The organism is Vibrio xiamenensis, assembly GCF_900100015.1.
In the GTDB taxonomy this organism is placed as follows: domain Bacteria; phylum Pseudomonadota; class Gammaproteobacteria; order Enterobacterales; family Vibrionaceae; genus Vibrio; species Vibrio xiamenensis.
In genome coordinates this window covers 22,927-49,545 of record NZ_FNDD01000020.1, presented here as the reverse complement: position 1 = coordinate 49,545, position 26,619 = coordinate 22,927, and the positions used below count along the sequence as shown (strand labels likewise).

19 protein-coding genes are annotated in these 26,619 nt (G+C 48.2%); 9 read left to right on the top strand and 10 right to left on the bottom strand.

The window, feature by feature from the left end; translation table 11 throughout:
* Window positions 1-594 precede the first annotated feature (594 nt).
* From BLS03_RS15770 to BLS03_RS15760, 3 genes are all read right to left on the bottom strand, one after another.
* The gene (locus tag BLS03_RS15770) at window positions 595-1,284 is read right to left on the bottom strand and encodes a TetR/AcrR family transcriptional regulator (protein ID WP_093276026.1); all 690 of its coding nucleotides are present in this window, start codon (window positions 1,282-1,284) and stop codon (window positions 595-597) included.
* An 82-nt stretch (window positions 1,285-1,366) separates the two neighbouring features.
* A complete protein-coding gene (locus BLS03_RS15765; RefSeq protein WP_093276023.1) occupies window positions 1,367-4,984 on the bottom strand; it encodes a molybdopterin cofactor-binding domain-containing protein in 3,618 nt (1,205 codons plus the stop codon).
* Between the two features lie 6 nt (window positions 4,985-4,990).
* A complete protein-coding gene (locus BLS03_RS15760; RefSeq protein WP_093276021.1) occupies window positions 4,991-5,674 on the bottom strand; it encodes a (2Fe-2S)-binding protein in 684 nt (227 codons plus the stop codon).
* Window positions 5,675-6,110: 436 nt separating this feature from the next.
* On the opposite strand from BLS03_RS15760, the gene BLS03_RS15755 reads away from it, so the two are divergent.
* Window positions 6,111-7,091, top strand: coding sequence for an XdhC family protein (locus BLS03_RS15755; protein ID WP_093276019.1), 981 nt, complete (start codon window positions 6,111-6,113; stop codon window positions 7,089-7,091).
* Between the two features lie 31 nt (window positions 7,092-7,122).
* A complete protein-coding gene (locus tag BLS03_RS15750) occupies window positions 7,123-7,785 on the top strand; it encodes a nucleotidyltransferase family protein (RefSeq protein ID WP_093276016.1) in 663 nt (220 codons plus the stop codon).
* On the opposite strand, the gene BLS03_RS15745 is transcribed toward BLS03_RS15750, so the two are convergent.
* Window positions 7,725-9,269 (bottom strand): EAL domain-containing protein, encoded by a 1,545-nt coding sequence (locus BLS03_RS15745; protein ID WP_093276014.1) that lies wholly within the window; start codon window positions 9,267-9,269, stop codon window positions 7,725-7,727. The two genes, BLS03_RS15750 and BLS03_RS15745, sit on opposite strands and share 61 nt — an antisense overlap.
* A 558-nt stretch (window positions 9,270-9,827) precedes the next feature.
* Between BLS03_RS15745 and BLS03_RS15740 the strand changes: the two genes are divergently transcribed.
* The 3 genes from BLS03_RS15740 (at window position 9,828) to BLS03_RS15730 (ending at window position 15,319) form a co-directional block, all read left to right on the top strand.
* On the top strand, window positions 9,828-11,090 hold the full coding sequence (locus BLS03_RS15740; RefSeq protein ID WP_093276009.1) for a YeeE/YedE family protein: 1,263 nt from the start codon (window positions 9,828-9,830) through the stop codon (window positions 11,088-11,090).
* A gap of 693 nt (window positions 11,091-11,783) precedes the next feature.
* Window positions 11,784-13,523, top strand: a complete 1,740-nt coding sequence (locus tag BLS03_RS15735; protein ID WP_093276006.1) for an ABC transporter ATP-binding protein — start codon at window positions 11,784-11,786, stop codon at window positions 13,521-13,523.
* A complete protein-coding gene (locus tag BLS03_RS15730; protein WP_093276001.1) occupies window positions 13,520-15,319 on the top strand; it encodes an ABC transporter ATP-binding protein in 1,800 nt (599 codons plus the stop codon). Before BLS03_RS15735 ends, BLS03_RS15730 begins: the two co-directional genes overlap by 4 nt.
* Window positions 15,320-15,433: 114 nt before the next feature.
* Here BLS03_RS15730 and glk read toward each other — a convergent pair whose 3' ends face one another.
* Window positions 15,434-16,405, bottom strand: a complete 972-nt coding sequence (gene glk / locus BLS03_RS15725) for a glucokinase (RefSeq protein ID WP_093275995.1) — start codon at window positions 16,403-16,405, stop codon at window positions 15,434-15,436.
* 253 nt (window positions 16,406-16,658) lie between these two features.
* Here glk and BLS03_RS15720 point away from each other — a divergent pair, with 253 nt between their 5' ends.
* Window positions 16,659-16,970, top strand: a complete 312-nt coding sequence (locus BLS03_RS15720) for a hypothetical protein (protein WP_093275991.1) — start codon at window positions 16,659-16,661, stop codon at window positions 16,968-16,970.
* Window positions 16,971-17,201: 231 nt separating this feature from the next.
* The gene (locus tag BLS03_RS15715) at window positions 17,202-17,441 is read left to right on the top strand and encodes a hypothetical protein (RefSeq protein ID WP_093275989.1); all 240 of its coding nucleotides are present in this window, start codon (window positions 17,202-17,204) and stop codon (window positions 17,439-17,441) included.
* Window positions 17,442-17,687: 246 nt separating this feature from the next.
* Here the strand turns inward: BLS03_RS15715 and BLS03_RS15710 are convergent, their stop codons facing one another.
* Window positions 17,688-18,563 (bottom strand): LysR family transcriptional regulator, encoded by an 876-nt coding sequence (locus BLS03_RS15710; protein WP_093275986.1) that lies wholly within the window; start codon window positions 18,561-18,563, stop codon window positions 17,688-17,690.
* 99 nt (window positions 18,564-18,662) lie between these two features.
* Between BLS03_RS15710 and BLS03_RS15705 the strand changes: the two genes are divergently transcribed.
* Window positions 18,663-20,030 (top strand): NADH-quinone oxidoreductase subunit L, encoded by a 1,368-nt coding sequence (locus BLS03_RS15705; RefSeq protein WP_093275983.1) that lies wholly within the window; start codon window positions 18,663-18,665, stop codon window positions 20,028-20,030.
* Window positions 20,030-22,438 (top strand): putative inorganic carbon transporter subunit DabA, encoded by a 2,409-nt coding sequence (locus BLS03_RS15700; RefSeq protein WP_218122015.1) that lies wholly within the window; start codon window positions 20,030-20,032, stop codon window positions 22,436-22,438. Before BLS03_RS15705 ends, BLS03_RS15700 begins: the two co-directional genes overlap by 1 nt.
* An 84-nt stretch (window positions 22,439-22,522) precedes the next feature.
* Here the strand turns inward: BLS03_RS15700 and BLS03_RS15695 are convergent, their stop codons facing one another.
* The 4 genes from BLS03_RS15695 to BLS03_RS15680 all read right to left on the bottom strand — a co-directional run bounded on the left by BLS03_RS15695 (window position 22,523) and on the right by BLS03_RS15680 (window position 26,613).
* Window positions 22,523-23,557 (bottom strand): alpha/beta hydrolase, encoded by a 1,035-nt coding sequence (locus BLS03_RS15695; protein WP_218122014.1) that lies wholly within the window; start codon window positions 23,555-23,557, stop codon window positions 22,523-22,525.
* A gap of 106 nt (window positions 23,558-23,663) precedes the next feature.
* Window positions 23,664-24,551 (bottom strand): LysR family transcriptional regulator, encoded by an 888-nt coding sequence (locus BLS03_RS15690; RefSeq protein WP_176765614.1) that lies wholly within the window; start codon window positions 24,549-24,551, stop codon window positions 23,664-23,666.
* Between the two features lie 103 nt (window positions 24,552-24,654).
* On the bottom strand, window positions 24,655-26,166 hold the full coding sequence (locus BLS03_RS15685) for a tripartite tricarboxylate transporter permease (RefSeq protein ID WP_093275974.1): 1,512 nt from the start codon (window positions 26,164-26,166) through the stop codon (window positions 24,655-24,657).
* A 9-nt stretch (window positions 26,167-26,175) separates the two neighbouring features.
* Window positions 26,176-26,613 (bottom strand): tripartite tricarboxylate transporter TctB family protein, encoded by a 438-nt coding sequence (locus BLS03_RS15680; RefSeq protein ID WP_093275971.1) that lies wholly within the window; start codon window positions 26,611-26,613, stop codon window positions 26,176-26,178.
* Between the last annotated feature and the right edge of the window lie 6 nt (window positions 26,614-26,619).

Genomic DNA, 26,619 nt, shown 5'->3' with positions numbered 1-26,619 from the left:
AATGTTCAAAAAAAGATCACCATAACAGTGCATACGCTACAAAATGGAACACAGATGTAACACATTTTGCTTTATTTACGCTCAATTATTTAATGTGTACATTACAATTAATCATAAATAAAATCGACTCTATTGCAGCTATAAAACCCGCTTGTCACAATTACATAACACCCCAAGCGAAACCGCTAACCGCGCACCAAAAACCACTGCTTCGACATCAAGTTAAGTGTTTACAATGAAAAAGTGAGTCACTTTTAATGCGCCATAGTAACAACTGCCATCTGTAGCAATGTAAAAACGCCAGCCATATTAGCGCTGCCCGCATCAATTACCAACCACACCACAGCGCCAAAACCCAAAACTGAGTTATAACGCATACATCAAAACTAACCAAGCAAACACCGCGCTTAAAATTTAACCAAAACAACTCACAATAGGCAGCGACAAAGCGCGGTCTACTCTGACAGTCATGCTGATTGAAAACGCAAAACCGCCCTCAAAAGCATCGACGAAGATGATGCCTTTGAGGGAGTTAAATTTCGATATGCTACTTAGAAAGATTGAGGTGTGTGACGACAAATGGCGTTACGCAAACTAACGACCGTACGCTGCGGGATCAATCAACACCGAGCGCAGTACCACATCACAAATGTGCTCAAGCCATTGGGTTTGAAACTCTGGGGCTTGAAAGTCTTCACCGACGAACACGGTTAAGGTGTGTTGATTTGAGCAGTAAAAGTAGGTCAACGCAGAAATGGTTAAATAGAGATGGCTTGCCGTCGTGCTATCTCGAAACAGCCCCTGCTGTTTGCCCACTTGCAGAATCGGCTCTAAATTACCTTGAATGTTGCCAGAGATATTTTTGATATTTTCCGATTGCTGGGAGCGTTTAGCGCGATGCAAGTTTTCATCATTTAATATCGCCACAAATTCAGGATGCTGCAGGTAATAGTCAAAGGTAAAACTTATCACCTGTTTCAGCGCGGCAATCGGATTCGAGGTATCCAAATTAAGCGCTTTTTCCGCCTCATAAAATTCAATGTAAGTGGCTTCAAGTACCGCCAAAAACAGCTTATCTTTATTCCCAAAATAGTAATAGATCATGCGATCGTTCGAGTTGGCCTCAGTAGAAATTCTGTCGATTCGACCGCCAGAAAATCCAGCCTCAGCAAACTCTTTGACTGCGGCTTTGAGAATTCGATTTTTGGTTTCACGAGCCTGCATGGCTCGTTTTCCCCCGGCGCTGCGGCCCGGCTTATCCGTTGAATCAGATTGGCTGTTCATTACATCCCTATGACTGACGTCTCGATTTCCCATTCTATAAACATGTTCCATCTATAGAAGAGGAGAAAATGGACGTTAAACTTTAATGGCTTCCTGGGTTTGCACGTGCATAAGCGATGCGCGCGTCTAGATTTTGCCACTCTGGTTTGCCCGGTGCAAATTCAGCGCGAATATAGCGCATCAAATCAGCAATTTGTTTATCACTTAAGCTGGTATCAAAGCCCGGCATATAACCTAACGAAGCGTCTACCGGTTTTTGCACCCCATATAATATCGTGCGGATCAGATTATCAGGTTTATCGCTATGAATATTGGTGTTGGTTTGCATTTCTGGACGTGTGCCAAACCAATCTTGCTGTTCACGCTCACTATGACATGCCGAACACGCGCCATTGAAAATTCGTTGTCCGGCATAATAGGCTTTCAAGTCGCGGCTCTCTTGCGCGGTTTGAGTGTTGAGTGGCGAAGCCGCTTGGTCATTGGCCGGTTTAGGCGCAGTTTGTGGGCGAGCATCGATATTGATTAAGTAATTCGCCATGGCGCGAATGTCACTATCGGGCAGTTTACCAAGCTGCTCAACCACAGGCCCCATTGGGCCAGTCGCAGGGCCATGTTCGCTGGAATACCCCGAGCGCAGATAATCGTATAAGGTTTGTTCATTCCAGGCTGTCGGCGCTTTACTTAATGCGGTCAGCGCTGGCGCTTCCCAACCATCAACTTCGCCGCCAGCCAGAAAACTCGCGCCCACTTTTTCAGCGCCCATCAGATTACGCGGTGAATGACACGCACCGCAGTGACCAAGGCCGTTGACTAAATACGCGCCGCGATTCCACTGCTCACTTTGGGTTGCATCGGCTTTGAATTGGGTTCTTGATTTGAACAGCGTGTTCCATCCCGCCATTAACGGGCGCAAATTAAACGGAAAACTCAGCTCATTGCTTGGCACTGCATTTTTCACCGCAGGCTGCGACATAATATAGGCGTACAGCGCTTGCATATCATCGTTGGTGATATTTTGATACGCAGTATAAGGAAACACCGGATAGAGATGCTTACCGTCACGGCTAATACCTTGGCGCATCGCACGCTCAAAGGCGCTAAACGACCAATTTCCAATACCGGTTTCAGGATCGGGGGTTAAATTCGTTGAGTAGATTTTGCCAAACGGCGTATCAAGCGCCCGTCCGCCAGCATTGGCAATGCCGCCTTCTGCGGTGTGACATACCGCGCAGTCGCCAGCCGCAAATAGCTCGGCGCCGCGCGCCAGCGTTTTTTGCGAATACAGCGTTGAACTCGGCGCGCTCACTGGCGCAATTTCAGCGCGCCACGGCGACATGACCAGCGCTGAACTTACCGTTGCCGCCGCTAGCGCCAACCACTTAGCTCGCGGGGCTTTTTTTTTAGCCTTTGACGGCGAATTTGCGCCACTGACACCATTTTCAATCAGCGCCGCTTTCATTTTATCGGCGGTAAATGGCGGCTGGCGCATTCGAACGCCAGTGGCATCAAAGATCGCGTTGGCAATCGCCGCCGCACTAGGAATGGATGCCGACTCACCAGCGCCTTGTGGCGGTTCTTCCGGTTTATCCGCCATCACGATTTCAAGATCCGGCATTTCAGGGAAGGTCAAAATTGGGTAGGCACCCCACTCTTTATCCAGCACCGCATTTTGGGTAAACGACACCTCTTCTTTCAGCGCGCGACTGGTCGACTGCAACACATTACCTTGAATTTGATGACGCACGCCATCGGGGTTAATCATGAGCCCAGCATCGTGGCCCACCACCACTCGCGTCACATTCACTTCACCAGAATCGGTGTCGACTTCCACATCGGCAACCCACGCAGCCCAAGCCGCGCCAAACCCTGGAAATTTACTGTGAATATAACGCGCGTAAGCCAGACCGCGACCTTTTACAATTGAGCCGACTTTCTGTTTGGGCTGCCAATGACCACGTTTCGGCTGCCAATCGGCACGTTCTAGCACCGATTGCAAAAGCTCGGCAGCGCGCTCGTCTTTAAGATAGCGCAAGCGGTATTCCGCCGGTTCAACGCCTGCGGCCTCGGCCAGTTCATCAATATACGATTCGTGGGCAAAGGTGTTAGGCAGCGCCGAAACGCCGCGCAGCCAAGCCGCTCTCACCATCGGCGCCATATCGTTAACTCGCACACGAATGTTGTCAAAATGGTACGGCGGAATAATGGTGCGGTCGCCCATTTCCAGCGCGGCCGCCTCAGGTTCGACAATCCCGGTGAGAAGCAGCGTTAACATTGGCGCGCCATTGGACGGATACGACGAGACAAAATCATACCCCACAGGGCGGCCAGTATTATCAATGCCGCCGTCGACTTCCATTAACTGTCCAGAGCCTTTGGGTTCCCATAAATGTTCTTGATCGCGCGTCAGTTGCACTCGCACCGGACGTCCAACCGCGCGCGAGAGCAGCACCGCATCGCCGCACACATCATCGGCGCAATTGCGACCATAACAACCCGACGCTTCATAGCGAATGATTTCAATCATCCGCTCATCAATGTTGAGCAAAAACGCCAAATCGGCGCGTAAAATATGCGGATTTTGCGTCCCCGACCACACCGTGACTTTGTTAGCGCATACGTCAGCGACTGCACATGACGGGCCAATCGAACCATGCATCTGATACGGCCATACGTAAGTGCGCGTTAAGCGTTTATCGGCGTTCTCCAACGCCGTTTCAATATCGCCTTCATTCAGCAGTTCACGTTGAGTATAAGGATTAGCTTTAACCGCAAATTCCAAATCGGTGAGATCCGGCATATCGGGATGCGGCTTCCAGTGAACTTTGAGCTCTTTCATCGCTTGAATGGCTTGCTCTTCTCGCTCGGCTACCACACCAACGAAATCACCAATCACTTCAATGGCAACAATGCCTGGAATGTGGCTAATGGATTCGCGCTCAACCTCAATCAAACTCTGAGCAATAAATTCGCCGCTATCTCGCCCTGCGTATGGCGGACGAATCACCCGACCATGGAGCATATTGGCGACACGCACATCGTGGACATAAGTTAACTCGCCAGTGGCTTTAGCCGGAATATCGCTGCGACTGGCGGATTTGCCGACAATTTGATAGTCATTAACCGGTTTGAGCGGCGCGTGCTCGTCTATGGTAAGTGTCACTTTGTCACCCACCACCAGATCGGCAAAGCTGAGCGCCACTTGCGACTCGCTGCCTGCTTCGTCATCAAGCGTTTTCACTGTCACTGCGCCGTGGCGACAAGTGAGTTTGTCGGGTGAAACTTTAAGTAACAGAGCTGCGCGCGTTAACAAGTGAGCACGCGCAGTCGCCGCCGCTTGGCGAAGGGGCACTGCGCTGATTTGTAGCGTTGAGCTGGCGATCGTTGCGCCTTGGTTAGGTACTCGCTCAGTATCGCCAAGCACCATGGTGACTTGGTCAACGCGAAGATCAAGCTCTTCAGCGACAATTTGCGCCAGTGCGGTGCGCACACCGGTGCCTAAATCGACATGACCGTTAAACGCCGTCACTTTGCCATCGGCTTCGATGGCAATATAAATTTCAAGTTCGGTATCTACTTTTATGTCGCCGGCTTTTTGCGCCGGGCTTAAAGGCGGATTGCTCTCTTTGACCACAAACAGACCTTGTGGTTTGGCTAGCATTTGCTCGCGGCTTGGCAGCAAAACTGCGCTATCTTGTGACATCGTAACTTACTCCTTGTTGAGCTCTTGTTGCGCAGCAATGGGTGAAAACAACATTCCTTGTTGTGACGGACTTAGCTGTGACGGATTTGCTTGTGACAGACTTGATTGAGGTTTATGTGGTTGCGTTAGACAATCGCTTTGCTTCGATAAGCAGTGCGATAACAGCTCGCTCTCTAATTGCGATTCAGCCGAGCATGCCGATACATCATCGCGCTCTGTCGCGAACATAATCTTTGCCGCACTTTGCACCGCTTTGACGATTTCAACATGGGTGCCGCAGCGGCATAAATTGGCGCGCAACGCGGCTTTAATCTGCGTTTCACTCGGTACTTCGGAACAACGATTAAGAAATGCGGTGGCGGTCACTATCATACCGTTCATACAATAACCACACTGGGCGGCTTGCTCATCGATAAATGCCTGTTGCACGATACTGGGCTGCGCTTTACTGCCCAATCCTTCTAACGTCTCGACCTTTCTACCATTTACCGCGCTTACCGGTATTACGCAACTGCGCGCGATTTTGGAATCAATCAGGACAGAACACGCGCCGCACTCACCAAGACCGCACCCATATTTTGGGCCATTGAGTTCAAAATCATTGCGCAGTACATACAGCAGTGGCGTACTTGGCGCGACGCTCGCCATCACTGCTTTACCGTTCAGGGAAAAAACCACCTCGTCACTCATTACGCGACCTTAATAAATTAATTTCATTAAATACTTACTTAATGAAACAGCAAAAAAAATGCCAAAGAAAATTAACATTTAAATTCATTAAGTTAACATTCGGAAAGTACCAAATACGGCTACTTTTGCACCATAGCGATCCGCCCTTCTAACCATCAGCGAGCATAAAAATGGTGAAACTTTCGATTAACAAACCGTCAATAAATGCTTATGCTCGTCGAGTAAACCGCTTACATTCAAATCCATCCACAACCGAGTTTCGTTCACGAAAATAACCAAAGCTGCTAGGATTTATGCAAACGCGTGCGGTAACAAAATGCGTTACAAGGAAGTTAACCATTGGTGTTATTTGCGGCTTACTTCAGAGTTAAAACATGCTTGTACGACGACCAAACTGGTCGTTATCTCCCCTTCTGAGCCGTTAAGGAGAACAGCTTTGCAACATTTAGATTTACAAGTGGTTGAGAAAACCTTGGCGTGGTTAACCCACGGACAAACCGTCTGGCTATGTACGGTATTATCGACATTTGGCTCCTCGCCTCGTGAGCCGGGCGCCATGATGGCAGCACTCGCTGATGGCACTCATATCGGCTCCCTCTCCGGCGGCTGCATTGAGGAACACTTCCTTGCCAGATTGGTCGATCATCACTATCAAAAACCCTGTGAAATCATACGTTATGGCGCTGGCAGTGAGCATCCCAAGGTGGAATTGCCGTGCGGCGGACAACTTGAAGTGTTGGTTGAGAAACTTGAACCGTCTACGCACAGCCTTGCCCATATCGATACACTGCATAAAATTCTTGTCGGGCATGAACCGGCGCTGCGTGTTATTGACTTACAGCGCGGCGCTCATCATTTCGCCCACGACAGCGGGCTCGGGCCCAAAGTGCAACTGGCCGCCACCACGATTCAAGTACGAATCGGCCCAGCGGCGCGGCTAATCATTGCGGGAGTATCGTCCATCACACCATTTTGCGCCGATTTTGCCAGCACTCTTGGCTATGAAGTGATCATTTGTGATGCGGATGAACACGCCCTTGAATCCCTAGTGCTTAATGCAGCGCAAAACGTTCGCCTTGAAGCGATGTTTCCCGGTAAGTATTTGCAGCAAGCCGGCAATGTCCACGCGAACACTGCCGTCGTAGCCATGACCCATGACCCGCGAGTGGACGACTTTGCGATGCTTGAAGCGATTGATACTCCGGCGTTTTATCTTGGTGTGATGGGCTCAAAACTGACATCGAAAAAGCGCGCGACTCGGCTGGTCGAGATTGGCGGGCTGAGCGCTGAGCAAGTGGCGCGAATTCAAATGCCGATTGGCTTAAATCTTGGCAGTAAAACACCGGCTGAAATTGCCCTCGCCATCGTGGCCGACATATTACGCGTTCAGCGCGGCATTAAGCGCATCGAACTGTAATCAAAACCACTTCGAGCGAGAAGCGAATCTGATGACGCTAACAACCAATAACGCTGTATCGATTCCAAATGGCAAGGTCGCCGCGCTGATTATTGCGGCGGGCGACTCTAAACGCTTTGGCGCAGCAGATAAGCGTCTAGCCAAATTGGAGAGCGGCGACACTATGCTCGCTTATGTGTATCGTCAATGCAGCGCCGCGTTTCGCCATGTGTGGGTGGTGTTAAAGGAAAATGAAATGCCAAGTGACTTAGGCCTGCCGAGCGGTTGCCAAACCATTGCTGTGCCAAGCCGTGTTGACCAACAAGAGTATCCTTTAGGAATAGGCTCTTCTATCGCGGCTGCGTTTCGACATCTCAATACGTCTTCATTCAAATCTGAATTCCATTGCGCCGCGGTTATTCTTGGCGATATGCCGTTTATCCAAGCGCCGAGCTTTCACGCTTTAACCGCTAAAGCGAAACACGACAATATTGTCCGCCCGCGTTTTCAAGGTCAAGCTGGGCATCCGGTTCTATTTGGCGCTCAATACTGGACGGAACTGGCAGGACTTAGTGGTGATAACGGCGCTAAAGCGGTTGTGGCAAGACATCGCCAGGCGCTGCAGTTTGTCAATGTCGATGATGGCGGCGTCACTTATGACATCGATAATCCGCAGTCACTCTGCTCGTTAACATTCGTCGAGCACATCAGATAAAGGTCGCGCTTAGTAAGCGATTTGTAAAAGTACCAACCTTGTACATGGGCATATGGGCAGGATTGAATGATCATATTCAATTCTTGCTCGGTCTCTACGCCTTCAAAGATGATCTGTTTTTCCAAACCTGAGAGCAGGTCCAAAATCGCAAACACCATATTTTTCTTAAAGTCATTGCTGAGCGCCTGAGTAAACACGCGATCAATTTTAATCACATCAAAATCAATTTCCGTCAGCCACACTAAGTTTGACACCCCAGTGCCAAAGTCATCCAACGCGATATGAAAACCGAACGCTTTCGCGCGCTGAGAAAACTGGGACAACTCGTCTAGCGGCACCGCAATTCGCTCTGTAATCTCAATTTTGATCTGCGCTGGTCGCACCTGATATTCGCAAGCTAACGCGTAGAGTTCCTGAAGGAAATATTCATCGTTGATCTCGTAAGTGTTCACATTGAGCGCCAAGCTAAAATGAGGATTTTTGCTAAGCAGCGACGCCATCTCACTAATCGAGGTTTCAATGGTGAAATGTGCCACTTTAGGGTACAACTTAAGTTCTTCGGCAATATTCAAAAACAGTTCCGGGGAGACAAATCCATAGCGATCATCGCGCCAACGAATCAAACTTTCGACTCCGACCAATTTACCGGTCGACGCTTCGAGAATCGGCTGATATTCCATGTACAATTTGCGCTGGGAAATAGCGCGGCGAAAACGAAACTCCATCGATTGACGTTTGTCTAAAAACGAACGCAACGAATATTTCAGCAGCAAACTGGCCAAAAAGCACAGACCGAGAATATGTAAAATCGTGCTGGTTTCATAAAAGGCTAAACCAACTCGTTTATTATAGATGTTTACGCAATAGGTAAATTTGTCACTGCACAACGTCGTCTTTGATGACCAAGGTAGGCGAAACATCGGCTGCGGGCTTTGAGGGCGATAATGCATAAAAACATGATTTTGCGCTTTAGTGCGAATATCAAAGGAGAATTTTGGGTTTCGGTCACTAAATTGCTTAAATGGGTTTTGAACTGTCAGCGCAATAACATTCTCAAGCTTAGTGACATCAAAACGGTCTTTAAGCGGTAAGATTGAACCAAGATGCGAATAGATTTCAAATCCAGTCGGGCTAATGTATTGTGCTTTGGGCAGTATTACCGGGTTAAGTAACACGCCCCAATTTGCGGTGCAAGTCACTTCGCCATCCACCACCAAACCAAGATCATAGACATTTTCAAAGCTATTGGTTTGTGTACGCAGTTCATCGATGCTGGCTTGGTTACATTTACTGATCCCCTGCTCACTTATCGCCTGCAGCGCATCGGTGAGCTGAACCGTCACCAACTCCGCATGGGTGAGCAAATCTTGAGCAAACGCGTTTTGGTCGTCCTTCTGATCAACAAAAGTGACCAAATTGACGCACGTCAACAGCAGAATAAAAAATGACGTCACTACCAATATACGTCGAAGCCATACTCTCATCGCGCCAACCTTCTAAAGACTCATCATGCTGTTGAATACCATACCCTATTTTATTAGCCAACAATTAATAGTTAAGAGTTAACATTGGCAATATATGATTCATACTAAAAATATTCATTGCACAATGTGAATTAAGTCTTATGAACGATAATTTATTGATTGTAACCGAACCTTTCCTTGAAAGGTCAGTTTATTTAAGTGATTTGACCAGTCGCACACTCTTTCTTTTCAATAGTTATCACAGCTATTAATCAAGTAGTTGTCATTGTTCAAGAAAATTAATTACCACCAAAATTGAGAATTAATATCATTCACACTCTTATTCGTTAAGAAAATATCGCCCCGTTTATTTAGCGCAATTCTATTTATCGGCAAATTGAACCGAATCTTTACTGTGCGAGTTTAAGTTAGAACAAAAAATTCTAATCCAATTTATAAAAATGCTCGTCGTCTCTGTTAGCCTTAGTCCCCTTTGTTGTTTGTCTGCGAACAAATTCGCAGAGTTTCTATCTTTTATGTTTCTATCCTGTCGAAAGATAAGTGGTAAGTAGGTTTAATATGAATAAAACTCAGGCTTGGTGGGGCGTGCTCATCACCCTCATCACTGTGCTGCTTGGTGCGGTATATCTTGATAACGAAGCGCTTTTCTTGCGCTTATTGCTGGGGCTAAGTCTTGGTTTTGCCTTGACCAAAGGTTCGATTGGTTTTGCAGGTAGCGTTAACCGCGCCTATCGCCGTGGCTCGACGCAACTGTTGCAAGTATTGATGTTCATGTTTGTTGTCACCGCAATCATTAACGCCGGCATTTTATTTAACGCGCCGCCAGAGCGCTTTGGCTTATGGGTTAACCCTATCAATTTAGGCCTCATTGTGGGCGGAGTCATGTTTGGTTTTGGCATGAGCCTATCGAGCTGTTGCGCCACGGGTGTGATGGTCGAAATGGTTAGCGACATTCCAAGAGCCCTAGTCACACTGATTTTCTTTGGTGCGGGCGTGTTTTTGGGCTTTCCTCTACAAGCAACACAAAGCTGGATAACCGATACCCTAGTTTCAACCGCGAGCTACCAAGGCAAAGGCGTATTCTTACCTGACCTGTTCTCCTTTGACCCGCTTAATGGCTACTTTATGTCGGTACTGGTCACCATAGTATTCGCAACCATCATAAGCTTGGCGGCCAAAGCCTATCAGGCACGCCGCGAGCAAGCAGGCACCTTTCTTGGTGTCGATGGCGAGATTTTACGCGAGAAAAACCTAACGGCTTCAAATGTTCAAACGCCTGCGAAACTGCTCAGTGTCGAGACCTACCAACGCTGGTTTGGGAATGTATGGCGAATGCGAACCACAGCACTGGTGATTGCGCTGATTTTTGGCATCATGATGGTTGCCACCGGTTCTGGCTGGGGCGCCTCTACGCCATTTGGCATCTGGTTTGGTAAGCTATTGATAGCTGGAGGTGTCAATGCCAGTGATATTGCAGCCTTCACACATCGCCCTCAAGGGCTATTTGAAATGGCGTTTTTCTCTCACGGCGTGAGTGTCCAAAACCTCGCGATTCTGATTGGTACCTTGATTGCAGTGCTGCTGCTGGGCAAATTTTCACTGTCGCTTACAGCTCGTTATAGCCTGCGTCACTACAGCTTATTTGCGTTTGGCGGCTTGTTAATGGGATTCGGTACTCGATTTGCGAATGGATGTAATGTCGGTGCATTATTTACCCCAATCGCCAACTTTTCATTATCCGGCTGGGTTTTCCTCATCTTCCTGCTACTTGGCGGTATACTTGGCAACCGCTTTCACGCCGTTATATTAAAGCAGTGCTAACAGACGAAAAAATACAGCTTTTTCCTTTCAAAAGCGGCGTATGCCGCTTTTTTTTGTTCAAACTCGTTTTTAGTTACACGCAGCGTTTTTATCGACGCTTTTTATCTAAGAGAGCAATTTTGTATATCGCAAACGTTTTTATAAACCAGATAGCCAAACATTGCATCAGTTACACGATGAAACCGAACAAATAAAACCGGAACATCGCTGCTGCTCTAAAATCGTTCGCTGAATATAAAACGAAAAACCGTTTTCAATCATTGAAATAAGATAAATCGTAATTTAAGTGGCAAAAAAAATAAACATTACTCATAAGAAATATTATTTCGCCAGCAGTTTATAATACAAAGCCAGCAACGAAACCATATTATAAGACCGACAGGCTTTTCTAAAATGCAGCAAGCACCAATATAGTAACTCAGTTTAATATCAATACTTTGCGTTAGTGACTTCAATAAGCTCACCGATAGCTTTCACCCTGACAATGATCTATTCCCAACTCAATTAGGAAGAAAATCCAACCAATTAACGCTGCACCTTGATTGATTAACAGTGCTACAATCACCACCGAGCAAATCCTTACTAAAAGTATTTGCCTTTAGAAAATAAGGCTTTATATCTTCACTTTCGCGTATCTTGTCAATCAAAGCCGTACGCTAACACGTTTCACACTTCTATTTCAGGCCGTGGTAAATGCAGTTATTTTTCCAATTAAAATGGTTTTTTCGCCAACATAAACTCACATACAGCATCGCATTATTAATGCTGTTCAGCGTGTCGATGCTGAACATGACCGTGCCATGGTTTATTGGTCGCGCCATCGATAACTTGCTGCAAACTCGCGAGTTTGAACAAGCCGAGTTTTATCTGTTTGCACTGCTGGGCGTGAGTATTCTGGTGTATTTGTTGCGTTATGGCTGGCGACGAGTGCTGTTTGGTACTTCTTATAAGCTCGGCAACATCCTACGCGAACAGTTTTACCAGCGCTTATTACGTCAAGGACAATCCTTTTATAACGCCCACTCCACTGGCGATTTAATGGCGCGTGCCACCAATGATATTGATGCAGTCGAAATGGCCGCTGGCGAAGGCATTTTGTCGGGCTTTGACGGCTTAATCACCTTCATTTTGGTGCTGATCATGATGTTTGTGTTTATCGATTGGCACTTGGCGATGCTGGCAATCTTACCGTTTCCTTTTATGGGGTACGGTTTTTATCGTTTGTCCAACCGCATTCACCATCAGTTTAAACACACGCTTGATAGCTTTTCGACGCTCAATGAACAAGCGCAGCAAGCGGTGTCTGGCATTCGCATGATCAAATCCATGGGGCGTGAGTCGCTGGAAAGCCAGAAATTTGCACAGATCGCTGAACAAGCGGCGCAAACCACCTACCGCGTTCAACGCTCGGAAGCGCTGTTTGACCCGATTATTCAACTCAGCCTTGGCGCTGCACTGTTGATCGCCTTGTTAGTCGGCGGCTGGCAAATCAATCAAGGTCATCTTACCGTTGGCCAGTTAACCAGTTTCACCCTGTATTTATCTGAGCTTATTTGGCCGATGTACGCGTTTGGCTGGCTGATGAATATTCTTCAGCGTGGTAACGCAGCGATAAGCCGCTTGGATGAACTGCTCACACTCCCCGACTCCATTCAAGACAGCGGCAAGCAAACGCCAGATGGCTACAATATTCAGGTGAACAATTTAACCTTTCACTATCCGGACACCGAGCAAGCGACGCTCCAGCAAGTCTCGTTTACGCTTAATGCCAATCAGGTGCTGGGCATTGCCGGGGCAACCGGTGCGGGTAAATCGACGCTACTGCAACTCTTGATGCGTTACTGGCAATCTGAAGCTGGCGCAATCCAAGTTGGCGGTCATGCGATCGAAAATATCGCCCTTAAACCGCTGCGCTCCCTTTATGCCTATGTGCCGCAAGATGCTTTTCTATTTAGCATGAACATTTTGGAAAACATTCGTATTGGTCGGGCTGAGGCAAGTGATGAAGAGGTCTACCAAGCCGCGAAATTGGCCGCCGTCCATGATGATATTTTGCAATTCCCCGAAGGCTACCAAACTCTGGTTGGCGAGCGTGGTGTGACACTTTCAGGCGGACAACGGCAACGCATCTCGATTGCGCGTGCGCTGATAAGCCAAGCGCCGATTTTAGTGCTCGATGATGCGTTATCAGCCGTCGATATTAATACCGAAAAAGTCATTATCGACCACCTTCGCCAGCGTCAAGGACAAACGTTGATTATCGTCAGTCATCGCCTTTCGGCGATTGAAACGGCGGATCAAATCATGGTGCTGGCCCACGGAGAGGTGATTGAACACGGTCAACATCAGCAATTGATTCGCCAAGATGGCTGGTATTCACGGATGGCCGCCTATCAACAAATGGAGCAAGCGATGGAGGAGCAACTGGCATGAGTAAGGTAGCCAACAAAAAAGACGCATCAGGCTCACTTAAGTTATTGATGGGTTATGTTTTTGCCGATAAAGCGCTATTTATTAGAACGCTACTTTTGGTCATGTTGGCCACCGGCTTTGAAGTGCTCGGTCCAATGCTCAGCAAAGTATTTATCGATGACTTTGTGATGCCAAATCACTACCCCGTTTGGCCGGTGGCCGGTGTCGTGACGCTGTTTATCGTCTCGGTGCTGGCCGGTACTTATTTGAAATATAAGCAAACACTGAAGTTTTTGGATATTGCCCTCAATGCGGTGCTCGATATTCGCAAGCGGTTGTTTAAGCATGTACTGACTTTGCCCGTAGCGTTTTTTGATTATGCGCGCACCGGTCAGTTGGTCAGCCGTCTGACCAACGATACCGAATCAATCAAAGACATCTACGTACAGTTTTTGTCGAACATTTTGGCAAACCTGATTCTGCTTATCGGAATTTTAACCGCGATGGCGATCCTCGATCTGCAACTGATGCTGGTTGCACTCGCGCTGATCCCAGCCGTCGCCGGACTGATTTATCTGTATCAAAAATTCAGCGTTAAAGCGGTCACCGAAAGCCGCCAATTACGCTCGGATATCAACGCCACGATGAACGAATCGATAAGCGGCATGGCGGTGATTCAATCCACCAATCAACAAGATGCGAAATATCACCAGTACCAAGATATTAACCACAACTATTACACCACACGGCTCAAATCAGTGACGGTCGGTTCACTGCTGCTGCGCCCTGCAATTAACTTACTGAGCATTTTGATTCTCGGCGGCGTGGTATGGTTCTTTGGCCTGAAAGTGGTACAAGGTTTTGCTGAGGTAGGCGTACTGTACGCTTACTTAAATTACTTGGGCCGTTTTACCGAGCCTTTAGTCGAAATCACCCAGCGCTTTAGTTTGTATCAACAAGCCATCGTGGCTGGCGATCGCGTCTATGAACTGCTTCAAGAACCTGCTTCCCACACCGGTTCTGAGCGCTTAAACGCAATTTCACATGGCAAATTGTCCATCGACCAACTGCAATTTGGCTATCAAGTCGAGAAACCGGTTCTGCACAATATCAATGTTGAAATTCCGGCTGGGCATTTTTACGCCATTGTTGGCCATACTGGCAGCGGCAAGTCAACTCTGCTTAACTTGCTACTCAATTTTTATCAGCCGCAAGCAGGGACGATTCGCATTGATGACGAGCCGATTAACGATTACACCCAAAGCGCGATTCGTAGCGGCATTGGTTTTATTCCTCAGGAACCGTTTGTGCTGGCAACCAGCGTGTTTGACAACATCGATATGGGACGAGGTTTAACTCAAGATGCCGTTGAGCACGCCGCCAAACAAGCGCACCTTCATGACGTGATTGCGGCAATGAGCGCCGGTTATCAAACCGAGCTTGGAGAAGGCGGGCTGCGTTTATCCACTGGACAACGCCAACAATTGATCATCGCCAGAGCACTGGCAGGATCACCTAAGATTCTGATGCTTGATGAAGCGACAGCCAACATCGACAGTGAAACCGAACAGGTGGTGCAGCGCGCGCTAAACGAACTGCAAGGCAACGTGACTATGATTGTGGTTGCGCACCGTTTATCGACCATTCACCATGCCGACCGAATTTTGGTGCTCGATAAAGGCCACCTGATTGAGCAAGGCAACCATAGCCAGTTGATGACCATTGAACAAGGGCGTTATCGCGCTATGTATCAGCTTCAACAGCAAGAAAAAATGGTTTTCCAAGCCGAAGAGAAGGTGCACGCCGCCTGTGAGTAGCGCTTTGTGTCTCGATCAAAAACACCGCCAATTTAAGGCGGTGTTTTTACATCAAGATGCTTGAATTTGTTGATATACGTTACTCAACAATTAACCATGTTCAATAAATAAACCTTATTCAACAATAAAGTTTAAGCTCTGGCGAATGTAGGTCCCTGCCCCCAGCAGCCCAGGCTCATTATGAGTGATCAGGTAGACCGGAATCTGCTGCAAATAGGTATTGAAGCGGCCCTTTTCCTCGAACGCGGCGCGAAAACCGGAATTGGCAAACCAATCTTGGAATCGCGGCACAATGCCGCCAGCGATGTAAACGCCACCAAACGCGCCGGTAGTGAGCGCTAAGTTACCGCCAAATCGCCCCATCAAGGTACAAAACAAATCAAGTGCCGCGACGCAATCTGGGTTGCTGTTATCTAAGGCTTGCTCGGTGATCTGTTTTGGCTCTAACGGCTCGGGTTCGCGCCCTTGGTTGGCAACAATAAACTGATAAATATTGACCAGACCTTGCCCAGATAAACAGCGCTCTGCCGAGACTCGGCCAAATTGGGTACGTAAATACACCGCCAGTGCATCTTCTTGCGCGTTACAAGTTGGCAAATCAACGTGACCACCTTCGCCGGGAATGCTATGCCACATACCCGCGCCATGGATCAATTGCGCCACGCCAAGCCCGGTGCCAGCGCCGTATACCGCCACGGGTTTGTGCGCTTGCTTTTCACCGCCGCCAATTTGCACACAAGCGTGGTCTGGCAATACGGGTATCGCGAGCGACACCGCGGTGAAATCGTTAATCACCTCGAGAGTGTCAAATCCGCAGTTGGCTTTAAGTTCAGCGATGGAAAATTCCCAACTGTGGTTGGTCATCGACACCCAGTCTCCGGTAATTGGGCAAGCAATCGCAATGCAAGCGTGCTTAAGCGTTTGAGGCTGCTGAGCGCAATAATCTAGAATCACCGCCTGCAAGGAGTCATATTCGGCGCCAGAGTAAGTTTGCGCATGGCTCACCTCTCCCGATTGCAAATCACACAGCGCCAAACGCGCGTTGGTACCGCCGATATCACCCACTAAAGCCCATTGTTCTGACATGAATTTCCCCTCTCTCAGCCACATGAATGGCCGTTAAATATTGTGTCCGCACAGAATGCTCACGACTTAAGATAAACAAAATACCAAAAGTTAGCTGCGCAAATCACAAGATCCGCCACAAAAAGTGCCTTGAGTTTCAGTCAAGAGAAGCCTCGCTCAACATTGGCTAGCATCAAACGTTCGATAGAAATCATAAACTCAAAACCATCGCCTATACTTTAGTTACTTTTGGCTAGCGCAACTGGGAGTCTTAATGGCAGAACAAAATATTGGGCAAATACTTCAAGCATTTAACAGTATCGAATCCAAACTCACGGAACAAAGCGGCACCATCAAAGAGCTGCTCGCCAAGGTCAACGCCTTGGAAGGACAAAACAAACAGCTAGTCCAATTGGTGTACAAATTACAGTCTCCGGCGGCACCCGCTGTGGATCAGTTTGAGCATGAACAACATGAGTTCCAAGATACGGTTAATCAACGACTTCGCTCAATTGAAGATCAGTCGAAAAAAACCATGGAGCTTATCAAAGCCAGCGGCGGAAGCAAAAAACGTGCTTGGCCCTAGGCACTCACTTTCAAGCTTTATTTAGATGATTAAGGCGCGGTTATCAGCGCCTTAATTATTTTGTTTGCGCAATGCCATCGTTTACCTAGTGCATTGTTTAATTAGACAATTGTTTACCTAGAGCGTTGTTAACCTAAAACATTGTTTAACTAATGCATTTTCACTTAACTGTCATATTGGCTTGCTAATTTGCGACGCAACTGCCTCACCAACCAGGACATTGACTTCGTAATGGCACAATCTCGCTTAGATGCCGAAATCATAAGATTGCTGCAAAACCAAGGGCTGATTAAGAGAGAAGCTCAGCGCTACCTCAAGCAACACGTCTATACATTACACGCGGATGAAGTCGCGAAAATAAAGAAATACGCCACCCATTTTGGAATTCAAGCCAAACAGACGTTGATAGATGAGATCTTGGAACTGCGCCGTGAACAGTTGCGCGCGCAATTACTTACAAACGCACGCTAAAAGATACGTTTCGCCAATCCGATGCCTACGTATCTTAAACGTACCATTAGTAGGAGTAGCCTTGGAATTCACTGCTCTTTCATCAATACGACACATTTGTGTCATGCGACATTGCCATGATGCAAAGCTCATCCTGCCGGTGAATACAGCCAAGGTGAATACAGCGTAGAAGTTCAAAATTCTCGTACTTGTGTGTTTGCCTACAGAAAAACTGTAGGCTTTTTTCGTCACTTTATTAGCAAATGTTTAGCGCAGCGGCCTGATCAGCATATCCAATTTCGGATGCACAACTCGCCGTTTCACCGTCACCGCATAGAAATTCTCGTAGACATTTGGAAGTAACATATAACTTTTCAACATTCCTTGGTCGAGTTCATCTTTAACCACCACTTCCGGCATCACCGCCAGTGCGCCAGTATCGCGAGTAAGCAAACGCAGCATCGCCATATCATCCGATTCAGCAATGATTTCTGGCTGCAGTTGATACTGGGCAGCAAAGGCGTCAAACGCAGAGCGCAGCGGGTTTTCGCCATATGGCAGCACCCAACGCTGCTGGCGATAACCATTGGTTAAGTCCTGCCCCAACTCAAGTCCTGGCGGGCCAATAATCGCTACCGACTGACGTGCCAATACGCGGCTTTGCCAGTTCTGTTTATTCGACCCACGCACCGGAATATTGGTCAGCGCCATATCGAGTTGCAACTCGCCAAGCGCGGTTAACAAACCGGTCTGACTCATTGACTGCAAGGTGTAACGGCAGTCGTTTTGATTGATAAGTGGCTGAATAAATTGCTCGATAAAGTTACGGGAAATGGTAGATAAAATCCCGATACGAATCGTCGCGCCAGGTAATGCTTTACCACTGGTCAGAAGCGTTTCCAGCTCTTCACCATTTTTGAATATTTCATCGGCGTAACTCAGAGCGTGATAACCGCTTTCTGTCAGCGCCAAACTACGGCCTTTGCGAATGAACAGCTGAACATTCAAACTTTGTTCTAACTGTTTGATTTGCGAGGAAAGTGCCGACTGGGAAATATGTAGCTTTTGCGCCGTTTGGGTTAAATTTCCTTGCTTAGCCACTTGCCAAAAATAGTACAGATGATGATAGTTAAGTCGACTCATAGTTCTCCAAAATAGAATGGTTTGTTAATTATTATATATTTTACTTAACTGTAACTAAATTTCACAATACTCGTCATAATTTTAAATGTGAGGTTGGTCATGTTGTCTGTGTTTTTAGTTACCCCGCTCAAACTGATGTTGCTCGGTTTGATTGCCATACTTGGGTTCACCATTGTTCGTTATAGTTGGGTGGCATTTGCGGGTGAAATCGATCGCGGGCGTTTTCTACGTTCGCTAGCCATGACCATTTGCTCTGTGATTTTGGTGATCATCAGCAATCATCTGTTGCTGTTCTGGTGTGCTTGGGTGAGTGTCAGTTTATGTCTTAACCGATTGATTTTATTCTATCCAACCCGCCCTCGTGCTCAACTTGCCGCGCACAAAAAATTCCTTTTGGCCCGTTTTAGCGAACTGTTACTGGCGGCGGCCTTCATGCTGCTGTACGTCACATTCGATACACCTTACATCGGCGACATCATCACTCAAGTTTCGCTCAACTCACATAGCCCTGAATTGCAAGGCGCCGCCATCCTGCTGGCCATCGTCGCGCTGATAAAATGTGCTCAACTGCCCGTTCATGGCTGGTTGATTCAAGTCGTCGAAGCGCCAACGCCTGTATCGGCGCTGCTTCACGCTGGCATTGTTAACCTTGGTGGAATATTACTACTTTTCTTCGCCCCGGTTTTGGCCTCAAGTTCGATCGCCTGTGGCGTGCTCATTGTCTTTGCTGGGCTCAGTACAGTGATTGCCGGATTGGTTAGCACCACGCGCATTTCAATCAAAGTGAAATTGGCTTGGTCAACCAGCTCGCAAATGGGACTGATGTTAGTTGAAATCGCACTTGGCCTTTATGAAATGGCGCTGCTGCACTTGTTTGCCCACTCGTTCTACAAAGCCTATTCATTTCTTAATAGCGGCAATACCGTCAATCACTACTTGGCCGCAAAACTCGCCGGCGAAGTCAAACCGCGTGTTCGCCATTGGAGTATCGCACTGACTCTGTCCCTGATAATGCTGACGTTTGCACAGTGGCACTTTGCGGTAATGACCAGCCTCGCCGCCACCATCTTGGTATGGTTTGCGCTTAGCTCACTCATTTTGCCAAGCGTCACGCGCTGGGACCGAGCCAGCTTACCGCGCATCACAATCACCTTGGTGTTTGCTGCCGCCCTGTTAACCCTCTATACCAGTGCCAAACACGCTTTGGCGCAGTTGATTGGCTTAGATACGCCACTCAATCTCATCGCAGATAGCTTTGTCGCGCTGCTGTTTGTCAGCTTGTTTGCGCTGTCGATGGCACTGCAATACTGGCCGCACGTCGGCTGGGTCAAACGATTGTTTATTTACCTTAACGCCGGAGCCTATCTCGATGAATGGGCAACGCGCCTGACTCTGAAGTGGTGGCCAAGTCAATCACTGCTTGAATTACAAAATGCGCAATGGCAAACCAAACCGGAGGCAAAATAATGATTGAACAACAAACCCAAATACCTTATCTCGACATTGCCAAATCGGTTTCCGCCTCGATAGCGCCAGCTTGGCCGCTTGACCAATCCATCGCGGTTAATCCGTGGTGGCCGCAACGTCATCGTTCCATCGAGACCACCTTTGCTGAACAAGCGGTGATTTGCGGTGAAACCAGCTTGATGCCTAAAAGTTATTTTCAAAAATTGTGGAATCAGCAAATTCAGCCTGAACATGTTCAACAAGCGCTTGAAGAACTGAAATCGCCGCTCAGTTTTGAACAAGTGGTGGAAGATCTCAAGCGCGCGCAGCCCAGCCTAATGCGTTGGAAAACCTTGGCTATGTTGATGGACGAAGAAATCCCTTCCCCTCAAGGTCATAGTTGGGCGCAAGAGATAGTGCAGCAAGTCAGCCAATTTATCGCCCTCTATCACCTGTATCCGGAGCGCTTTGATGCATCTGGCAAAGATGGCGAACATCTCTATCAAAGCTGGCTGGAAGTCATCTGCCGTGACAAAGGCATGAAAACACTGCTGGGTGTGGACCTGCTGCCCTACTTTCAGCAACTGCCGACATCATTGTTAGACACTCTGGATGCCAGTGCCGAAACTTGGCAAACCACCTGGCATGACCAATCCGGCTGCGATGCCTTTATGCGCGGGTCACTGCAGCAATTGTCTGGCTGGGCGGGTTGGCAATCTTGGCTTGATTGGCAGGCGACGCTTGCCAAGCAGCCAAGCAGTTTGTCACACACCCTTGGCTTAACCACAATTTTACTGGCGTGGGACAAAGTTCTGATGATGTGGCTAACGCAGCATCAACCTCAGATTGCCAAGCGTATTAACCAAGCGCTGAGCCATCAAGCGCGCAATATTAACCAGCTGTATTTTCTTGCCAAGCAGAACCTAGCCCCAATGTGGGTTTGGCAACGCGCGTTGGAAATCAGTGTAAAGCGCCCTTGGATTGACCAAGTTCAGGCCGTGAAACCGAGTAAGCTAAATACTCGGCCAGCAATGCAGGCGGTATTTTGCATCGATGTGCGTTCAGAACCGATGCGCCGCGCATTGGAAGCGCAAGGCAGTGATATTGAAACCATCGGCTTTGCGGGCTTTTTTGGTATTCCTATCGCCTATCAAAACCACGATGGCAGTATTTTACGCCCGCAACTGCCGGGCTTACTGGCACCAGATTTAATCGCGCAGCAAACTCGCATGCAGCCAGAACGTTGGCTGCGTCTGACTAAACTGGGCTGGCAAAACAGCTTAGATAAGCCGTCGTCCAACCTTGGTATGGTCGAAGCCGGCGGACTGCTTAAGTTGGTCAGCTTGTTTAAACGGGTGGTCATGCAGCACGGCACTGAAAACCCCGTCAATAAAGATTTACGTAATAATGAGACTTGGCAGCTTAAACGTCAGCAGACCTTATTAAGCGCTGCCGAAAAAGCCGAACTTGGCGCTGGCATTTTAACCGCGATGGGGATTGCCAAACGCCTTGCCAACGTGGTGCTATTAACCGGCCACGGTAGCCAAACCTGCAATAACCACACCTCGTCGAGCCTTGATTGCGGCGCTTGTGGCGGACAAAGTGGCGAAGTGAACGTAAAAGTCTTGGCGTCGCTACTCAATGATCCAGAGGTACGTCGCGAAATGCCGCAGTTTGACGTCCAAATTCCACAAGACACAAAGTTTTACGCCGCGCTGCACAACACCACGACCGATGACTTTACGGTGTTTGACGCGCCAAGCGCCGATTGGCGTAAAACCATTATTGCGGCCAGTCACACCGCACGCCAAAATCGCGCCGAGCAATTTGCCGCGCCAAGCTCGCCAACCAATGCTGACCTCAAGCGCTTCTTTAACCAGCGAGCCACTAACTGGGCGCAAATGCGACCAGAATGGGGATTGTGTAATAATGCCGGCGTGTTTATCGCGCCGCGCAATCTAACCCGCAATCTCGATTTTGCCGGGCGGGCGTTTTTGCATGAATACCATGCCGATCAGGACTTACAATTCAGCCAATTAGAGAAGATTCTCACCGCGCCACTGTTGGTGATGAACTGGATTAACTTGCAATATTACGCCTCCGTCACCTCACCTGAAAAATTTGGCAGCGGCAATAAGCTCTTACATAACGTGGTGGGCGGACATATCGGTGTATTTGAGGGCAACGGTGGTGACTTGCGTATCGGTTTGTCTGAACAATCGGTCCATGATGGCAAACACTATCGCCACCAACCGGTGCGCTTGAGCGTGTTTATTCAAGCGCCACAATCGGCGATTGAAGGGATTATGGCCAAACACGCTGACGTTGCGTCTCTGGTCAACAACGGCTGGTTATTCCTGTATCACATCGACGATTCCCAGAAAATTAGCCACTATAAAAATGGCATGTGGATCGCTGCGAATCATTAAATCCCCCCAAGATTTGAATCCATCGTCGTAAAAAGCCCGCTCTATCGAGCGGGCTTTGTTGGTTAAGATAGATAGAAATCACCATTATAAATTTGAGCTTTGCGCCTTACTTGAGGCTTGATTTTTCTTCGGCGCACCGAGTTTTTGCTTAAAGAACTCGACCACTTTGGTGATGATTTTTGGTTGATACCAAGTGATATCGCCGTGCTGAGCGCCTTTCACTAGCACATATTCCGCATCTTGCTTTTGCTCTTTGAGCGCTTGGAATAGCTGCACGCTTTGCTGTGGCGACACTAATGTATCGCTGCTGCCGTGCATGATTAAAAACGGCGGTTCGTTACCATCAACATGGCCAATCGGGCTCGCTTCGCGAGTCTTTTCCGGCGTATCCAAGACGCTGGAACCTTTTGACGTCGCAAATGCCGGGCCGTTAACAATCAAGGCTTCAGTTACCGCGGGCGAAGCATGTACCTGCTGAACCTGCTCAGAAAAACCCTCGCCAATGTTGGCAAGGTTCGAGATACCATAAATGGTGACCGCCGCTTGAACATCTGACGACTGGTTTAAAAAGTCGCCCTTGTCGTATTGAGTTTCGCCATTGGTGGTCGCAACAATTTGCGACATATAACCGCCAGCGGAATCACCAAGTACACCGATGCGCTCTGGGTCGATGCCAAATTGCTCAGCGTGAGCGCGCAGATAACGCACCGCCGCCTTACCATCTTCGACTTGGGCTGGGAATGTATCTGGAACCGTGCGATATTCGGCAGCCGCAACCACATAGCCCGCTTCTGCCAACTTGACGCGCATTTGCAGGTATTTATCGTGCTCTGCGGAAATAAAACCGCCGCCCGGAAAATAGACGATCGCTGGTTTTAAGTCGTTGTTTTGTGGATAAATAACCGACATACGTAGCTGACGATATTTCAGCGGCTGCTTGATTTGAGAATAAATAATGCCAGAGATACTATTGAGCTTATCCTGAGTTGGCGTCACTGCTGCCATCACCTCGGCGCCCTCGGTATAGCCGTGAAGTTCCGTGTTGTCTGCCGCTTGCGCAGCCATGGATACACCGCCAATCACCACGCTGCTCATCAAAGTCGTTAGAGTCGATTTCATCAAAAAATTCTCATGTTAGTTCGAATGCAGCACTAAACTAACATGGAAAAATTCGATTTATAAATTCAAATTATCGCCATAATTAATCGATAATTTCGATAGAAAATCACACAACATCATTGGGTGATACGCAGCTTTCCATCAGCACTTGGCGAAAAAACTCAAACGCCGGGCCTTTGTGAGTCACTTTATTTTCAACCAGATAAAGCGAAATGAGGCTAGGTGGCATAGCTTTGATCGCGATTTGCCGAAACTTGCCACTATCGAGATGGCTTTGCACATGATGGCGAGGCAGCCAGCCATAGCAAAGTTTGGCGTCAATCGCGGCAATGGCCGACCCCAGCGACTGCACTGACCAAATTTGATGCGGCACATTCGCCAACTGCTCTCGCTCTTGACGCTGAAAATTTTGATAGAAGATCTGTTTAAAATTGGCGAGCGCCGACTTTTCGATTTCATCCTCATACTGTCCAAACACCGGGTGTTGATGATGGGCAACCGGGATTACCGTCACATCCACCAACTTTGGCCCCGGCGTCATACCGCCTTGTGACACAGTGATCGCCATATCGTGATGACTGCCATCGGCCGGCATCAAGCGAAAAGACTCTTCGATATCAATTTGAGTATGGGGAAAGTGCTGACTAAAACGGCGAATGGCGGCAAACAAAAGTGGCTTAGGAAAAATGCTGTCGACCGCCAGCGATAAGTTTGACTCCACGCCACCAGCAAGATAACTGGCGGTTTGTTCAAGCGCTTCAAGCCCACTCAGCACCACTTTCGCTTTGGTGAGCAAATTGCGCCCAGCCAGAGTCAATTCGCAGCGCTTACCCTGCACCTCAATCAACTGCAAGCCAAGTTGGTCTTGCAATTTGGCTATCGAATAACTAATGGTCGATTGACTGCGATTTAAGCTTTTGGCCGCGGCGGAAAAGCCTTTTTGTTCGGCGACAGTTTTGAACACAAGCCATTGATCAAGCGTCGTTTTATACATACTAAGCACAAGCGAGGAACACAGCCGTTCACCATAGCATATTCCGGCCATGAAAAAGCCCTCAATTTACTTCCAAAATTGAGGGCTTATCAAAGCGATTGAGTTATGACTCGGTTGCGAACTTTTTCGCCGGAGAGAAAGATTTCACCACCGAGCGAATTTGCAATACCACCACCAAGGCAAAGCAACTCGCAAGCACCATAGACACCGGGCGCTCAACAAACGCCAGCAAACTGCCATCGGATTTAATCATTGAAGAGAGCAAGTTTTTCTCCAGCATCGGCCCCAAAATCATACCCAAAATGATTGGCGAAATTGGGTATTCCGCGCGTTGCAGCAAATAACCGACCACACCCATCACCAGCATCACCACAATCGATGACAAGGAGTTGTTGATGGCAAACGAGCCCACGGTACTGAAAATAATGATGATGGGATACAGCACCGCTTTATCAATAAAGATTACGCGTTTGATAAAGTTCACTACTAACGTCGCCAGCGGGATCAGCGCAAGGTTGGCGATAAAGAACAGAATGAACACCGCGTAAAGCTTTTCCGGTTGGAACAAGAACAGCGTTGGCCCAGGGTTCATATCTTTCATGTACAGCACGCCAATAATGATCGCCGCAGCCGAATCGCCAGGAATACCAAATACCAGAGATGGAATCCAGCTACCGGCTAGGCTGGCGTTGTTGCTCGATGATGAATCGATGATCGCCTCTTCCGAACCTTTGCCGTATTTTTCCGGATGTTTGGAGAATTTTTGCGACAAGGCGTAGGAGATCCACGCAGCGATATCCGCGCCAGCGCCCGGCAACGCACCAATCAAAGTACCAAGCACACTGCTGCGGCAGATATTGAACTTATAGCGCCACATGGTTTTTGATACGCCTTTAAACAAGTTAAAGCTTGATTGGGTTGGAATCACATCCTGCTTGTTATTGGAAATTCTGCCAGCGTAGTATTCGATGGCACCAGAAATCGCAAATAGACCTATCATGGCAGGAATAAAGCTCACCCCTTGTAGCATACTCACTTGACCAAAAGTAAAGCGCGGCACGCCAGTGATTTGGTCATAACCGACACAGGCCAAAAGCAAACCTAAACACAAGGTCACCATGCCTTTAAGCGGCTGATTACCCACCACAAGTGTTGCACAGGTTAAACCGAGCAGCGACAACCAAGTGTATTCATACGAGCTGAACTTGAGGGCAAATTTCGCCAGCGCTGGCGCTGCGAGCATCAAGATCAAGGCGCCAATAAGGCCGCCAATCACAGAACTGGTTAGCCCAATACCAAGCACACGGTTAAGCTTGCCTTGCTTAACCAATTCGTTGGAATCGGCCACATACGCCGCCGAAGCGGGTGTGCCCGGAATGCGCAGCAGCGCGCCGGGAATATCACCGGCGTAAATCGAGGATGCACCAATGGAGATCATCAACGCCAAGGCGGGAATCGGGTCCATGAAAAAGGTAAACGGCACCATCAATGCCACCGCCATGGTCGCGGTTAATCCCGGAATTGAACCGACGATTAAACCAAACAGACCCGCAGCAATAACCGCTAAAATCGAGTTAAGATCGATATACTGAAACGCTTCAATAATGACTGACATACTTAACTCCTAAGACCAAAAGCCTTGTGGCAGCGCCACCATCAGCACTTGGCCAAACACATAATAAATCACCGCCGAAGACACCACGGCGTACACCGCATTCATCAGCAGTTTTTTCGGATTACGCAGGCTCATCAAGCCAAACAGTAACAGCGCCGCGCAAATCAAAAAGCCTAAATAAGAAATCAGCGCGGTGAACAGGCCAATGGCGACAATAATCAGCGCCAAAGCGCGAACTTCTTCGCCGCTCAGCACCCATTTTTCGCGCCGCTGTTTGAGTTGAATCACAGCGTCGAGCAACGTAAACGCCAGCAACAATGCACTGAGAATGGTCGGCATAAAACCAGCGCCATAGCTGCTTACACCGCCGTATTGACTCAAACTGGTGAGCAAAATCAGCAACGAAAACACGCCGATAATAAATTGGGAAAGAGGTAATGAACGCATAAGCTA

What these genes read in the sequence shown, in the direction of transcription:
- BLS03_RS15770 (WP_093276026.1), bottom strand. Translation starts at nt 1,284, where the DNA reads ATGAACAGCCAATCTGATTCAACGGATAAGCCGGGCCGCAGCGCCGGG.
- BLS03_RS15765 (WP_093276023.1), bottom strand. Translation starts at nt 4,984, where the DNA reads ATGTCACAAGATAGCGCAGTTTTGCTGCCAAGCCGCGAGCAAATGCTA.
- BLS03_RS15760 (WP_093276021.1), bottom strand. Translation starts at nt 5,674, where the DNA reads ATGAGTGACGAGGTGGTTTTTTCCCTGAACGGTAAAGCAGTGATGGCG.
- BLS03_RS15750 (WP_093276016.1), top strand. Translation starts at nt 7,123, where the DNA reads ATGACGCTAACAACCAATAACGCTGTATCGATTCCAAATGGCAAGGTC.
- BLS03_RS15745 (WP_093276014.1), bottom strand. Translation starts at nt 9,269, where the DNA reads ATGAGAGTATGGCTTCGACGTATATTGGTAGTGACGTCATTTTTTATT.
- BLS03_RS15740 (WP_093276009.1), top strand. Translation starts at nt 9,828, where the DNA reads ATGAATAAAACTCAGGCTTGGTGGGGCGTGCTCATCACCCTCATCACT.
- BLS03_RS15735 (WP_093276006.1), top strand. Translation starts at nt 11,784, where the DNA reads ATGCAGTTATTTTTCCAATTAAAATGGTTTTTTCGCCAACATAAACTC.
- BLS03_RS15730 (WP_093276001.1), top strand. Translation starts at nt 13,520, where the DNA reads ATGAGTAAGGTAGCCAACAAAAAAGACGCATCAGGCTCACTTAAGTTA.
- glk (WP_093275995.1), bottom strand. Translation starts at nt 16,405, where the DNA reads ATGTCAGAACAATGGGCTTTAGTGGGTGATATCGGCGGTACCAACGCG.
- BLS03_RS15720 (WP_093275991.1), top strand. Translation starts at nt 16,659, where the DNA reads ATGGCAGAACAAAATATTGGGCAAATACTTCAAGCATTTAACAGTATC.
- BLS03_RS15715 (WP_093275989.1), top strand. Translation starts at nt 17,202, where the DNA reads ATGGCACAATCTCGCTTAGATGCCGAAATCATAAGATTGCTGCAAAAC.
- BLS03_RS15710 (WP_093275986.1), bottom strand. Translation starts at nt 18,563, where the DNA reads ATGAGTCGACTTAACTATCATCATCTGTACTATTTTTGGCAAGTGGCT.
- BLS03_RS15705 (WP_093275983.1), top strand. Translation starts at nt 18,663, where the DNA reads ATGTTGTCTGTGTTTTTAGTTACCCCGCTCAAACTGATGTTGCTCGGT.
- BLS03_RS15700 (WP_218122015.1), top strand. Translation starts at nt 20,030, where the DNA reads ATGATTGAACAACAAACCCAAATACCTTATCTCGACATTGCCAAATCG.
- BLS03_RS15695 (WP_218122014.1), bottom strand. Translation starts at nt 23,557, where the DNA reads ATGAAATCGACTCTAACGACTTTGATGAGCAGCGTGGTGATTGGCGGT.
- BLS03_RS15690 (WP_176765614.1), bottom strand. Translation starts at nt 24,551, where the DNA reads ATGTATAAAACGACGCTTGATCAATGGCTTGTGTTCAAAACTGTCGCC.
- BLS03_RS15685 (WP_093275974.1), bottom strand. Translation starts at nt 26,166, where the DNA reads ATGTCAGTCATTATTGAAGCGTTTCAGTATATCGATCTTAACTCGATT.
- BLS03_RS15680 (WP_093275971.1), bottom strand. Translation starts at nt 26,613, where the DNA reads ATGCGTTCATTACCTCTTTCCCAATTTATTATCGGCGTGTTTTCGTTG.